Origin of the sequence: Thermoleptolyngbya sichuanensis A183 (genome assembly GCF_013177315.1) — a bacterium.
GTDB classification, from domain to species: domain Bacteria; phylum Cyanobacteriota; class Cyanobacteriia; order Elainellales; family Elainellaceae; genus Thermoleptolyngbya; species Thermoleptolyngbya sichuanensis.
The window spans coordinates 3,950,455-3,962,686 of the sequence record NZ_CP053661.1 but is presented as its reverse complement, the minus strand read 5'-3'; the positions used below and the strand labels follow the sequence as shown (position 1 = coordinate 3,962,686).

Annotated in this window: 11 protein-coding genes; 5 read left to right on the top strand and 6 right to left on the bottom strand. The window is 55.5% G+C overall.

The annotated features are described in order from the left end of the window. Window positions 1-43 precede the first annotated feature (43 nt). Window positions 44-367, bottom strand: coding sequence for a phasin family protein (locus HPC62_RS16455; protein ID WP_172357450.1), 324 nt, complete (start codon window positions 365-367; stop codon window positions 44-46). A 693-nt stretch (window positions 368-1,060) separates the two neighbouring features. Here HPC62_RS16455 and HPC62_RS16450 point away from each other — a divergent pair. Both HPC62_RS16450 and HPC62_RS16445 read left to right on the top strand, forming a co-directional pair. After that, complete coding sequence (locus HPC62_RS16450; RefSeq protein ID WP_172357448.1) at window positions 1,061-1,381, top strand: TIGR03792 family protein; 321 nt, start codon at window positions 1,061-1,063, stop codon at window positions 1,379-1,381. 38 nt (window positions 1,382-1,419) lie between these two features. Then, on the top strand, window positions 1,420-1,773 hold the full coding sequence (locus HPC62_RS16445) for a zinc ribbon domain-containing protein (protein ID WP_172357446.1): 354 nt from the start codon (window positions 1,420-1,422) through the stop codon (window positions 1,771-1,773). Between the two features lie 72 nt (window positions 1,774-1,845). Here HPC62_RS16445 and HPC62_RS16440 read toward each other — a convergent pair whose 3' ends face one another. Then, window positions 1,846-2,397: a cupredoxin domain-containing protein gene (locus HPC62_RS16440; protein WP_225906676.1), complete on the bottom strand. Its 552-nt coding sequence runs from the start codon at window positions 2,395-2,397 to the stop codon at window positions 1,846-1,848. Between the two features lie 346 nt (window positions 2,398-2,743). On the opposite strand from HPC62_RS16440, the gene cobW reads away from it, so the two are divergent. Next, window positions 2,744-3,799, top strand: a complete 1,056-nt coding sequence (gene cobW / locus HPC62_RS16435; protein ID WP_172357444.1) for a cobalamin biosynthesis protein CobW — start codon at window positions 2,744-2,746, stop codon at window positions 3,797-3,799. 124 nt (window positions 3,800-3,923) lie between these two features. On the opposite strand, the gene HPC62_RS16430 is transcribed toward cobW, so the two are convergent. Both HPC62_RS16430 and HPC62_RS16425 read right to left on the bottom strand, forming a co-directional pair. Then, entirely contained in the window at window positions 3,924-4,826 is a 903-nt protein-coding gene (locus tag HPC62_RS16430) for a calcium-binding protein (RefSeq protein ID WP_172357442.1), read from the bottom strand. A 580-nt stretch (window positions 4,827-5,406) separates the two neighbouring features. Continuing rightward, window positions 5,407-5,688: a hypothetical protein gene (locus HPC62_RS16425; protein ID WP_172357440.1), complete on the bottom strand. Its 282-nt coding sequence runs from the start codon at window positions 5,686-5,688 to the stop codon at window positions 5,407-5,409. Window positions 5,689-6,270: 582 nt separating this feature from the next. On the opposite strand from HPC62_RS16425, the gene ppk1 reads away from it, so the two are divergent. Continuing rightward, window positions 6,271-8,427, top strand: coding sequence for a polyphosphate kinase 1 (ppk1, locus tag HPC62_RS16420; protein ID WP_172357438.1), 2,157 nt, complete (start codon window positions 6,271-6,273; stop codon window positions 8,425-8,427). 27 nt (window positions 8,428-8,454) lie between these two features. Here ppk1 and HPC62_RS16415 read toward each other — a convergent pair whose 3' ends face one another. Next, window positions 8,455-9,525: an Mrp/NBP35 family ATP-binding protein gene (locus HPC62_RS16415; RefSeq protein WP_172357436.1), complete on the bottom strand. Its 1,071-nt coding sequence runs from the start codon at window positions 9,523-9,525 to the stop codon at window positions 8,455-8,457. Window positions 9,526-9,974: 449 nt separating this feature from the next. On the opposite strand from HPC62_RS16415, the gene HPC62_RS16410 reads away from it, so the two are divergent. Further along, window positions 9,975-11,066 (top strand): cysteine peptidase family C39 domain-containing protein, encoded by a 1,092-nt coding sequence (locus HPC62_RS16410; RefSeq protein WP_205370005.1) that lies wholly within the window; start codon window positions 9,975-9,977, stop codon window positions 11,064-11,066. A 52-nt stretch (window positions 11,067-11,118) separates the two neighbouring features. Here HPC62_RS16410 and HPC62_RS16405 read toward each other — a convergent pair whose 3' ends face one another. Beyond that, window positions 11,119-12,126 (bottom strand): sodium:calcium antiporter, encoded by a 1,008-nt coding sequence (locus tag HPC62_RS16405; RefSeq protein ID WP_172357434.1) that lies wholly within the window; start codon window positions 12,124-12,126, stop codon window positions 11,119-11,121. Window positions 12,127-12,232 lie beyond the last annotated feature (106 nt).

The following is a 12,232-nucleotide window of genomic DNA, read 5'->3' as shown; positions in this document are numbered from 1 at the left end:
AGATTCAGAGCGAGGTCAGAACGCCGATATTGCCAAAACTTCACTATCGCCAGAGCTTGTTTTCCAGGTCGCGCACCTGCCGCTCCAGCCGATCCAGCCGTCCGCGCAGCTCGTCCATTTCGTTTTGTCGGGGCACACCGAGATCCTGCAAGACCTGCCGCATCTGCCGCTGCATCTGTGCTTCAAAATTTCCCTGCTCCGACTTCAGCTGCTGCATCAGGTCGTTCATCAGCCCGTTGACCTGATCAGGGTTAAGACGACCTTCGCGTACCCACTCGTCGCCGACTTCCTTCAGCTTCTCGGCAACCAGAGAGGTAGTGCCAATGCCGAGCATGAGCAATTGTTGGATCAGGTTGTTATTGTCCATAGTTTTTAAGGGTTACAACGCAGAGACTTCGTAGAGATTTCGCAGAGATTTCAAAACCAGCAGCAAACCCAGACGCGCAACAGAACTCTATGCAACGGCAGAAAGCTGGCGACGGCAAAAAAGCTGGCCAATCATCCTGCTCTATTCTGTCAAACTTGCTCTGGCGTTCGGGTGAGGTTAGCCTCCCCAATCTTGCAGGAATACCGTCCGTGGCGCAGGCTTCATAACAGGACTTTATGATAAACACCCTGTAGACACTCTGCGGACATCTTGCAGACCCCCGAAGCTTATCCTGGCACGCCTTTGCCTTAAATCTGCCTTAAACCTGCCTTAAGAGCTAATTTATGAAGCAAATCTTAAGAAGCCTGAAACTCTTGGCATGTGTGGCTTTGAGGTCATGTTTGCCCAGGAAAAGCGGTTTCTCGGAAATCCTTGATTAACAAGGCTTTCAGGCTCCTTTACAAATTAGCTCTAAATTGGTTCACAACAGCCTCAAAGTAACGATTCACCTCAAACAAACGCACCCCTTCAAAATTCATTCATTCAGAATTCATTCATTCAGAAGAGTCTCTAGACCCATAATTTCGCTAGGTTAGTTGCAGGCAAAAGCAGCTTAACTGGGTCTGTCTGGAACTAGGCCATCCAGACAATATCCCCGGTCAATCAAAAATGATGAAATTTGAAGGTGACAGCGTGGTTATTGAATGGTTGCGGTTTGATGTGTCGCCTGAAGCGCGGGAGCGGTTTGTACAGCAGGATGCCGAAATTTGGACAACGGCATTATCGGAATATGGCGGCTTTTTGGGAAAGGAGGTCTGGATCAGCCCTGAGAATCCGCGGGAAGTGATTACGGTGGTTCACTGGGAAAGCTTTGATCAGTGGTATTCCATTCCCGAAGCTCGGCTGGCAGCGGTAGAAGCTCGTTTTAGCGAAGCGATGGGCCAGGGCACCTATCAATTGCTAGAGTCAAAGGCATACCAAGTGCGAAAGTTTGCCCGCGTACCCGCATGTTAAAGCGTCTGCTGACCCTAATACCTGCTTGCTAAGCTGCCATGCCAGAGTGTCCCAAATGCCGCCAGCCTGTCGAGACGACGGCGATCGCCTGTCCCCATTGCCGCACGACGCTGAAGGCGTTTGGGCATCCGGGGGTGCCGCTCTATCGGGCGGAGGGCGAGGCAGCGCTGTGCGACACCTGCGTGTACCACCACGACGATTCCTGCAACTATCCCCAGCGGCCCCATGCGCGGGAGTGTACGCTTTATACAAACCAACTGCGGCCGCTGACCAGCTCTGTCTATCGTCCCAGCGCCAGCAGTTTGGTAAAAAGCTGGCTTCAGCAACATTTGGCGTGGGTCATCCTGGGAGCGATTTTGCTGATCAGCGTGCTGCTGGCGCTGCGCGGCTAATCAAGCGGTTTATGGGGCTAATCGAGCGGTTTATGCGGCTAATCAAGCGATATTACAGCGATTTTATGTGGATCAGGGCGTAATCACAATCTCGCCTACCATGCCCGCTTCGGCGTGTCCTGCAATCACACAGCGCAGGTCATAAGTGCCCGGTCGCTGCGGCACAAACACCCACTCTGCAACGGCTCCGGGCTTTAGCTCTAGCTCGTGAATTGCGCCTTTGATTTCGACATTCCCGGCCTCCACCTTCTGCGTCCACACGCTGTCGGCAAAGTCTTTGGCGGTGAAATAGTGCTTCTGGGAACTGGGATTATCGAGAACGAGCTTGTATTTTCGTCCGGCGGTAAATTCCAGATGATCGGGCACAAACTTTAGCGCCTCTGATGCATCGCCCAGTTGAACCTGCACTTCGCTGACCAGACCCACATTCGCCGGACTGGCGATCGCCCTCGCTTGCGGCGTTAGCACCCCCAGCCACAGCACCCCGCCCAACAGCACACTCAGCAGCCCGCTCAGCAACCCACTCAGCGCGATTCGCAAAGCGCTCTCTGCAGGAATTGCCCCCACCCCCTGCCAGACTGACCTTTTGCCCCAGTTTTGTTCTCCAAACGATTTGCCAGCCATTCCAAAACTCTCCTTCACAGCGCGATACTCCCTACTTTATTCACAGCCGGCCCCATTTCTCAAATCTCATTTCTCAAGCAAATCTGCATTTGCTGCGGAATCGTATCGCAAGCGGGTAAGATATTTGGGCTTCTATTCATTCTCCTGCGGGGCGCTATCTCCTGCGGGGCGCTATCTCCTGCGGGGCGCTATCTCCTGCGGGGCGCTATCTCCTGCGGGGCGCTATACGTGGAAGATCCGCACACCCCGCAAACACCAGACTGGCAATCCAAAATCCAAACTCCAAAATCCAAAACCACCAAGCATGGCCCGTCTGGCGCTGGCTCTAATAATTCAAATTTTCACTATGGCAGCAAAAATCCCCGTCACAATCATCACCGGATTTCTCGGCAGCGGCAAGACCACGCTGATTCGCCACCTGCTGCAAAATAACCAGGGGCGGCGCATTGCCGTGCTGGTAAACGAGTTTGGCGAATTGGGCATCGACGGCGACTTGCTGCGCGACTGCCAAGTGTGCGATGAGGAGCCAGGGCAGGTCGCAGACGAGTCCAGCGCAAATATCGTCGAGCTAACCAACGGCTGCCTCTGCTGCACCGTGCAGGAAGAGTTTTTGCCGACGATGCAGGAGTTGCTAAAGCGGCGCGATCGCCTCGACCACATTTTGATTGAAACCTCAGGACTGGCGCTGCCCAAGCTGCTGGTGCAGGCGTTTCGCTGGCCCGAAATTCGCAATGCGGCGACGGTGGACGGCGTGGTGACGGTGGTGGACTGCGAAGCCGTTTTGACCGGGGCGCTGGCCCATGACCCAGAAGCCGTCGCAGCCCAGCGGCAAGCAGACCCCAGCTTGGATCATGAAACGCCGCTGGAGGAACTGTTTGAAGACCAACTTGCCTGCGCCGATCTGGTGGTGCTGAATAAGACCGATCTGGTAACGGCAGACGCAGTGAACCAGGTGGTTGACCGGGTGCAGACGGAGCTACCCCGCGCCGTGAAGCTGGTGCAGAGCGATCGCGGTCAGTTGCCTGCCGACCTGCTGCTGGGCTTCAACGCAGCGGTGGAAGACAACCTGGAAGCCCGTCCCAGCCACCACGACCACGAAGAAGACCACGACCATGACGACGAAATCGACTCCACCCACGTCATTTTGAACCGCGAGTTTGACCCAGACACATTGCGGCGATCGCTCGAAGCGCTAGTGCAGTCCCAAGAAATCTACCGCATTAAGGGCTTTGTGGCCGTGCCCCAAAAGCCGATGCGGATGGTGGTACAGGGCGTGGGCAGTCGCTTCGAGCAGTTCTACGATCGCTCTTGGCGACCAGACGAAGCGCGGCAAACGCGGCTGGTGTTTATCGGACGGGCAGTGGATGCGGGGGCGATCGCCCAGCAGCTTGCAGCGATTTAGGGGATTTTGGATTAGCGACTTTTGGATTGTGGATTGACGATTTTGGGATTTTGGATTGCTCAGTTCAGCGCTTTGCGAGGCTGCGGCGCTTGGTGTGTGCGCTATGACCCAAGCAGGTTGGTCGTTAGACAAAATCGCTCAGGCTGAGGTTTCGCACATCTACGCCCGTCAGCACTGCCAGCACGTCGGGGCCATAGCGAATCACCGCGTCTGCCCCCCGCTGACGCAGCCTCAGGCTTTCTATTGCCACATCGCCCAGCACGGTTAGCGCATCGCTGCCGCTGCGATAGTCGGTAATTGTGGCAAACCCTCTGCCCACTGCGAGCGCAAACAGGTCTGAGCCTCTGCCGCCCGTCAGCAGTGACCTGCCTAGCCCGCCAAACAGCACGTCGTTGCCTGCGCCGCCCAGCAGGATGTCGTTGCCATTGCCGCCCAGCAAGATGTCTGCGCCGCCCAGCCCCAGCAGGCGATCGCCCCCGCCAAGTCCGCTCAGAATATTGCTGGCGATGCTGCCCCGGAGCAGATCCGCTGCGCGATCGCCCAAGTCTAGCTGAGCAAGCCCGGTCGAAAAGTCGTCGAACACATCGCTGGCGATCGCCCGCACGCGCTTTGCCAGTTCGCCCCAGTCACTCGTGTCAATAGAGTCGTTAAACAAATCTTCTAAGTCTACTGAGCCAAGGAGTTGATCCAAATCTTTGACCAGCCGATTCAGGCTGATGTCTCCTAGCACGTCCTTCAGCAGCGCATCAAAGTTAACGTCGGACAAGTCCACGCCGCCAAACAAATCGTCGATATTCCCAACCAGTTTGGTAAAGTTGAAATCTTTGGAAAAGGTGTCGAGCGCGCTTTCTATGCCACTCCGCAGATCGTCTGTCCAATCTTCGAGCGAGATATTGCCAAACACGTCGCCCAGATTAATGTCAGACAAGTCCAGATCCTGAAGAAAATCAGCAACGCTTTTTGCCAGGTCACTTTCCAGCAATCGGTTGACGAGTTGATTGGCAGCGCGGTTTAGTCGAATAGCCATAGCCTGTCTAAGGGGAAAAAGTAGCTTTGGATTTCAGATGTCAAATATTCAGACCAGAGTGAATTACGTGGATTGCATGAATCGTGGATTGCATGAATCGCAACGCATTCAGCGCCGCCCGATGTCTAACCAAAGTCCTTGAACAGGGAAACCTGACGGATTCAGTCAGAAAAGGTTTCAGTTAGATTCGGTCGGATCTGCCAAACAAGTCTGAGAGGGTGTTTGAAAAGGTATCGCCTGTAATGTTAAGCACTCAGAGATCCCCCCTAGCCCCCCTTAAAAAGGGGGGAAACCGCCTTAAAGTCCCCCTTTTTAAGGGGGATTTAGGGGGATCTTGCACGCTTTGCTACAAACAGTAGGACTTTTCAAACATCCTCTGAGCAATCTCTAGTCAAAGTTCAACCCAAAAGTGCATCCGTTGGCGTGCATAACATAACACAAAAATCGTGCCCGACCCAATTCGTCAGACGCGATTTCACTTAAATCTAACCTTAGACAGATTCTAGACAAATTGAACGCAAACGTGCGATTGCCAGAAATCCATTCGCCGTGATTTATCGGTGAACAAACTCCGATCGGTTTAGTTCTCGATCGCGGAGTAACACCGGGTCTTTCCCTCAATCCAGCGCAGCGCTTCTATTTCTGAGAAGAAACTTTCTGTGCGTCCAATCATGGGATCATAGACGTGCCAAACCTGTTCGCCATTGCGTAGCTGCTGAATGGAAACTTTGATTTCGTCTTGTACCAGTAGAGTGCGGGCGATCGCCCAAAACGTGTTGCTAAATAACGCGGCAAAGCCGTAATTTCTGCGTATCGAGAGAGTGGCTTGGAGGGATTCTGAAGAGAGAGTTTTAGCGTTCATTGACTTGCTCCAAATGCTATGCGAATTACTTGCGGAATCACGATGCATAACCTAAGTACAGATGCAGATCGTTGCGTGTGGCAAAAGCCCAAAAATGGCTAGCTAATTGCTTTATCTCGTTGCTCTGTCTCGTTGTTCTATCTTGTTGCTCTATTTCGCTGGTTGCTTTATGGAACCTAGAATAGGCGATCGCCCAAGGGCTGTCGTTACAGAAAAGTTCAGGAGTTTAGCCCACCCACGTCTGAAAAGTTAAGGAAATCTTCCAAATAGCCGAAGCACAGCCAAAATGCAGGACACAACAAAACGGCAGTCAAGTTTTAATCAAGTGTTAATCACCTTGGCAATGGGCTAAATCCCCGACTCACAAGGCATTTGAAACATAGCCCGTAATAGCCCGTTCGAAAAATTTTTAGAAAAATTTGCTGGCTGCAAAACCCGACAAAACGCAGCCCAGGATTCAGAGCAGAAGCGATGTGGCCTGCAATACTAAGCCCTGTTTGTATACTCTTCTTGACACAAAAACAGTTTGATTTTGATACAGATTTTGTCTATCCAAGCTGCTAGAACTGGCTGGTAAACCCTATGACAAACGTTAAAGAATCTGCCCCTGCCGCGAAGTCTGCCGTTAACCTGAACGACCCGCAATACTACATCAACCGTGAGCTAAGCTGGCTGGAGTTTAATCGGCGGGTGCTGCACGAGGCGCTAGACGAGCGCACGCCGCTGCTGGAGCGCCTGAAGTTTCTGGCAATTTTTAGCTCCAACCTGGACGAGTTTTTTATGGTGCGGGTGGCAATCGTGAAAGACCAGCTTGAGGCAGGGATCACGACGCTAACGCCAGACGGGCGCACCCCCCAACAGCAGCTTGAGGAAATTAGCCAAACCCTGCGGCCTATGGTGGAAGAGCAGCATCGCTATTTCGAGAAGGTTTTGCGCCCCGCACTGAAAGAGCATGGCGTATTTCTCTTGGATCACATTGACTTGAGCCAGGAGCAGCGGAACTACGTGCGAGATCATTTTGAAAAGCGGATTTTTCCGGTCCTGACCCCGCTGGCGGTTGATCCGGGGCATCCGTTTCCACGCATGTCGAACCTCAGCCTCAGCTTGGCAGTGATAGTCAAGGATCAGCAGACGGGCGAAGAGCATTTTGCGCGGGTCAAGGTGCCCAGCAGCCTGCCCCGCTTTCTAAAGCTGCCTGCAGAACCTGGCCAAGAGGGCAGCAAAAAGGCAGTCTGGGTTGGCATTCCAGTAGAGCAGGTCATCGCGCATAACCTGGAAATGCTGTTTCCCGGCATGGCGATTCAGGAGTATTCTCTCTTCCGGCTGACCCGCGATACAGAAGTGGAACTGCGCGAAGAAGTGGCGGAGGATCTGCTGCAAGCGATTCAAGACATGGTGAAAAAGCGGCGAATGGCAGAAGCGCCTGTGCGACTAGAGATTCAGTCTAATGCGTCGCAGTTGGTGAAAGATACGTTGATAGATGAGCTAGAGCTACAACCCCACGAAGTGTACGAGATCGACGGGCTGCTCAACCTGAAGGATTTGTTTGCGCTGACGGGGGTGCCGCTGCCTGCGCTCAAGGATGCGCCTTTTTCGCCGATGCCGCCGCGTCAATTGCGGTTTACGGGGGATCTGCTGCCTGCCAATGCTGAGCGAGAAGACATTTTCTCCATTATTCGCCGTCACGATGTGCTGGTGCATCATCCCTACGAGTCTTTCAGCGGATCGGTGGAGCAATTTATTGCCCAGGCGGCCCGCGACCCCCAGGTTCAGGCGATCAAGATGACGCTGTATCGCACATCGGGCGATTCGCCGATTGTGAAGTCGCTGATCGAGGCGGCGGAAAACGGCAAGCAGGTCGCAGCGCTGGTAGAGCTAAAGGCGCGGTTTGACGAAGAGAATAATATCAACTGGGCGATGCAGCTTGAGCAGTCGGGCATCCATGTGGTCTATGGTCTGGTGGGGCTAAAGACTCATACCAAGGTGGTGCTGGTGGTGCGTCAGGAAGGGGACGAGCTTCGCCGCTATGTCCACATTGGCACGGGCAACTACAATTCCAAGACGGCCAAGCTCTACACCGACCTGGGCCTGCTGAGCTGCCGCGAGGAACTGGGTGCGGATTTGAGCGATTTGTTTAATTACCTGACGGGCTATTCACGGCAGCACTCCTACCGCAAGATTTTGGTGTCGCCTGTGAATATGCGCGATCGCATGACGGCGCTGATCCAGCGCGAAATTGAACACGCCAAGGCCGGCAAGCCCGCAAAGATCATTGCCAAGATGAACTCTCTGGTCGATCCGGGCATGATTGCCAAACTGTACGAAGCGTCGCAAGCTGGGGTGGAAATCGACCTGATTGTGCGGGGGATTTGCTGCCTGAAGCCGGGAATTCCCAACGTCAGCGAAAGCATTCGGGTGATTAGCGTCATTGGGCGCTATCTAGAACACTCGCGCATTTTCAACTTCCACAACGACGGCAACGAAGAATACTACATCGGCAGCGCCGACTGGATGCCGCGTAACCTTGATCGCCGCGTGGAAGCTGTCGCCCCCGTCGAAGACCCTGCGCTGAAAAAACTGCTGCGGGAGATTCTCGACACGACGCTGAGTGATAACCGTCAGGCATGGGAGCTTCAGCCAGACGGCAACTATACACAGCGCCGGCCGAAGGAAGGTGAACCCGTGCGTAGCTCTCAGGAGATCTTTATGCAGCGGGCAATCGAGCAGAGCAAGCCCTAGAAGTGCCTTTTCAGCCCCCTTGAACCCTTAGCTCAATGCTGCAACAGACACGCGGGCTGCCATTTGCTGGGCGATCGCCCTCAGTGCCCCGGCCGAAGCCGAGTCGGGGTATTCCACCACAATCGGAATGCCGCGATCGCCCCCCTGCCGCAGCGAAATCTCCAGCGGCACACGGCCCAACAGCGGCAGTTCCAGTTCTTTTGCTGTTTTTTCGCCGCCGCCAGAACCAAAAATATCGTACTGGCGATCGGGCAGGTCGGGCGGGATGAAGTAGCTCATATTTTCCACGATGCCCAGCACGGGAACTTGAAGCTGCTGAAACATCCGCAGGCCGCGCCGCGCATCTTGCAGCGCCACCGTTTGCGGCGTAGTTACAATCACCGCGCCCGCCATCGGCACGGCTTGGGCCAGCGTCAGTTGCGCGTCGCCCGTGCCGGGGGGCATGTCTACCAGCAGATAGTCCAACTCGCCCCACTGCACCTGATAGAGGAATTGGCGGATGATGCCGTTTAGCATTGGCCCGCGCCAGATCACAGGCTGATCCGGGTCGATCAAAAAGCCCATCGACACCAGCTTTACGCCGTAGTTAAATACAGGTTCCAGGATTTCGCCCTGGGGCCCCGGCTGCACCTTCACCTCTGCCTGTGTCAGTCCCAGCATCGTCGGCGTGTTGGGCCCATAGATATCGGCATCCAGCAGCCCCACCTTTGCGCCCGCCTGGGCCAGCGCCACGGCCGCATTCACGGTGACGGTGCTTTTGCCGACACCGCCTTTGCCGCTGGAAACGGCAATGATATTTTTGACACCGTCGATACCGGTTCGGTCTGGCAGGGCCTTTTGCTGGGGCGTTTCGGCCGTCACGTCCACCATCACCGACTGAACACCGGGCAGCGTTTTCACGGCTCGCTCACAGTCTTCCACAATGAACTGGCGCAGCGGGCAGGCGGGCGTTGTTAGCACCAGCGTAAACCGCACCTCACCCTCTGCCACAGTGACGTTGCGGATCATGTTTAGCTCCACCAGGCTTTTGCGTAGCTCTGGGTCTTGGACAGGGCGCAATACCTCCAGAACGGCATTGGCATCGAGGGTATTTAGCATTCGAGATACAGTTTAGGAATCCTTAATGAGATCTTACCGTTAGCCGCACCCCAGGCTCATGGGCGATCGCCCTCGGTATCCTTGAGAAACCGTAGGGAAATCATCAGATCTATCGCAAGGTCTATCGCATCCAGTCACGCTGACCGGAGGGGCGATCGCCCTTCTCGCGTTTCAGAAATCGCCCCTCTGACATTTCAGAAATTGAGGGAGACAAGCGCCGAAAAATGGGCGAAAAAGTTTTCCGAAATGGCGATCGCCCACCAAACTGGGCACTCTGAAGCTAAAGCGGCAAGCTGACTGTAAACGCTCACTGAGTCGATCTCGCCCCCGATCTCGCCCCTGATCCCTCCCCCGATCCCTCCCCCGATCTCGCCCCCGAATCTCGCTGCCCGATTTTCCGCTGAGTCTCGCTGTGAACCTCCGGTCAACCTCTACCTGCGCTGTTGCTCATGTCTTTGGGAATTGCTAGCACTATTCTGCTCGGCGGGCTTGCCTTTTGGTGGGGCATTCGGTTTGGGCGGCTGCTGTTGCGAAAGGGAGCAACCGCAAACGACCTGTTTAAGGGAAAAACCTCCGTATCGCTGGCTTTCTTAGGAATTTACATTGCTCTACTGCTGCTGGCGCTGTATATTCCTCAGTGGCAATGGCTGCCGCTGGCGTGGCGCGTATCGGGAATGCAGGTGTCTTGGGCGGCGATGCGGATTATCCTGCTGGGTATCTGCGGTGTGGCGTTTGTGGTGAGCTGGCACACGCGCCGTTTGCAGGTGATTGCGGTCGTGCTGATTGGGCTGATTGGGCTGGGAAGCTTTACAGCGGCCGAGGCCTATCTGCTGGCTCCGATCTATTCCACGCTGGATGATAACTTGCGCCCCAATGGCGTGTTTCAGCAAACCTCCACCAGCAGTTGTGCGCCTGCTGCGATGGCCACGGTGCTGCGCCGCTGGGGGCTAGAGGAAACCGAATCGAGCGTGGCAAAGCTGGCAGGCACCAGCCGCCTGGGAACCTCCATGCCGCAGTTGATTACCGCCGCGCACCAGCTCAAGATGGACGGGCTGGAGATCACGGGCGCAACCTGGGAGCAGATGCAGCGCGTCAATCGTCCGGGCGTGCTGGCAAGCTGGCTTTTTAATCGGGGTGGTCGGCGATCGCCCCACGCGATTGCGCTGCTGTCCCTCAGCGATGACACTGCTACCATTGCTGACCCTGCTTGGGGGCGGATCTATCGCCTCAATCGCCAGCAGTTTCAGCGGATCTGGCGACGAGAATACGTCCCGTTCTTTCGCCCAGAGGAGGTGGTGCTGTCTGCGGCGCAAGTGCGGGACTACCTGACGCGCCTAGGCTACCTGAACCCTAGCAGCGCGATCGCTAACGATACCATCGACCATGCCACCAACCATGCCACCATTAACGCGGCGCTTCGCCGATTTCAGCAGTCCGCTGGCCTCAGCGTCACTGGAACCCTAGATGCCAAAACGGCGCTGATGTTAAGCGGGCCGTTTTTGACAGAAGGGCCAAGTTTGAAGGATGAGATTCAAGGGTGAGATTCAAGAGTGAGCAGGGTGCTTGCTTTCAGGCCCCCTTGCTTCCGCTGCCTTACCCTCGATAGATCGCATACATCCCACCAACATAGAGCAGCAAAATCGCCACACCGTCCCAGGTCAGGTGAAGGCGCGATCGCTGACTGGCTCGATAGATCAGCCCCACCAAGGCGATCGCCGTCATCATGATGGCAATGACGGTGGCGAAAGCATGAATCAGATGGTTGATTTCGCTAAACAAACTGCCGCGTAAATAAGCCACGGCGTAAATGCCTAGAATCGCCAAATTGAACAGGTTAGAGCCAAAAATATTGGACACCGCTAGGTCAGCGGCATTCAGGCGAATCGCCGTCAGCGACGACACGACTTCGGGCAAGGAGGTGGCCGCCGCCAGCAGCAGCGCCCCAACAAAGCTTTCCCCTAGCCCCGTAACCACAGCCACGCGATCGCCCAGGGCGGCCAGCCAGATGCCCAGCACCACAATGGCGATCGCCAGCAGCCCAAAAGTGCTATACGCTCGCCGCTGCGAAATATGACCATACTGCAAGGCTCCGGCTTCCTCCTCTAGCAGTTGGGTGCGGCGGCGCAGTTCAAACTGAGCAATCAACCGGGCACTCACGGCATATAGCAGCAGCAGCAACACACTCGGCAGCGCAACCCACCCCAGCGTCAGATCCACGCCCCGCTCCGCCAGCAAAATACCCGCCGCTGCCATGCCCAGCATGACGCAGCCCAGCCCCGCCGATAGCCCATGACTCACCTGCACCTGTCGCAGCAGCGGTTCTGGCCCCGTAAAAATGTCCACAATCACCAAAATCAGCAGGTTAAACAGGCAGCTTCCCAGCACGCCGCCCACCGCCAGATCGGGGACTTGAAACAGCGCCACTGCGCTGATGCCGCTGGCCAGTTCTGGCAGCGAGGTCGCCCCTGCCAACAAGATTGCGCCGACCCAACTGCGCCCTAGCCCGGTCTCTTCTGCCAGCACATCGGCACTCTGCGACAGCCGCGCCCCCACCCACACCACCAAGCTAACGCAGAGAATGACCTGGAGAAAGAGCAGCATAGCAAGTCGGGCAAAACGAACAAAAAAGGCGCTCTTTTCGGCGCTTACGCCCAACTGTAGCAAGGATTCGCCCCTGTGCCTTTAGAAAACTAGAAGCGAAAATTTG

What these genes read in the sequence shown, in the direction of transcription:
- HPC62_RS16415 (WP_172357436.1), bottom strand. Translation starts at nt 9,525, where the DNA reads ATGCTAAATACCCTCGATGCCAATGCCGTTCTGGAGGTATTGCGCCCT.
- HPC62_RS16445 (WP_172357446.1), top strand. Translation starts at nt 1,420, where the DNA reads ATGCCAGAGTGTCCCAAATGCCGCCAGCCTGTCGAGACGACGGCGATC.
- HPC62_RS16410 (WP_205370005.1), top strand. Translation starts at nt 9,975, where the DNA reads ATGTCTTTGGGAATTGCTAGCACTATTCTGCTCGGCGGGCTTGCCTTT.
- HPC62_RS16430 (WP_172357442.1), bottom strand. Translation starts at nt 4,826, where the DNA reads ATGGCTATTCGACTAAACCGCGCTGCCAATCAACTCGTCAACCGATTG.
- HPC62_RS16405 (WP_172357434.1), bottom strand. Translation starts at nt 12,126, where the DNA reads ATGCTGCTCTTTCTCCAGGTCATTCTCTGCGTTAGCTTGGTGGTGTGG.
- ppk1 (WP_172357438.1), top strand. Translation starts at nt 6,271, where the DNA reads ATGACAAACGTTAAAGAATCTGCCCCTGCCGCGAAGTCTGCCGTTAAC.
- HPC62_RS16455 (WP_172357450.1), bottom strand. Translation starts at nt 367, where the DNA reads ATGGACAATAACAACCTGATCCAACAATTGCTCATGCTCGGCATTGGC.
- HPC62_RS16440 (WP_225906676.1), bottom strand. Translation starts at nt 2,397, where the DNA reads ATGGCTGGCAAATCGTTTGGAGAACAAAACTGGGGCAAAAGGTCAGTC.
- HPC62_RS16425 (WP_172357440.1), bottom strand. Translation starts at nt 5,688, where the DNA reads ATGAACGCTAAAACTCTCTCTTCAGAATCCCTCCAAGCCACTCTCTCG.
- cobW (WP_172357444.1), top strand. Translation starts at nt 2,744, where the DNA reads ATGGCAGCAAAAATCCCCGTCACAATCATCACCGGATTTCTCGGCAGC.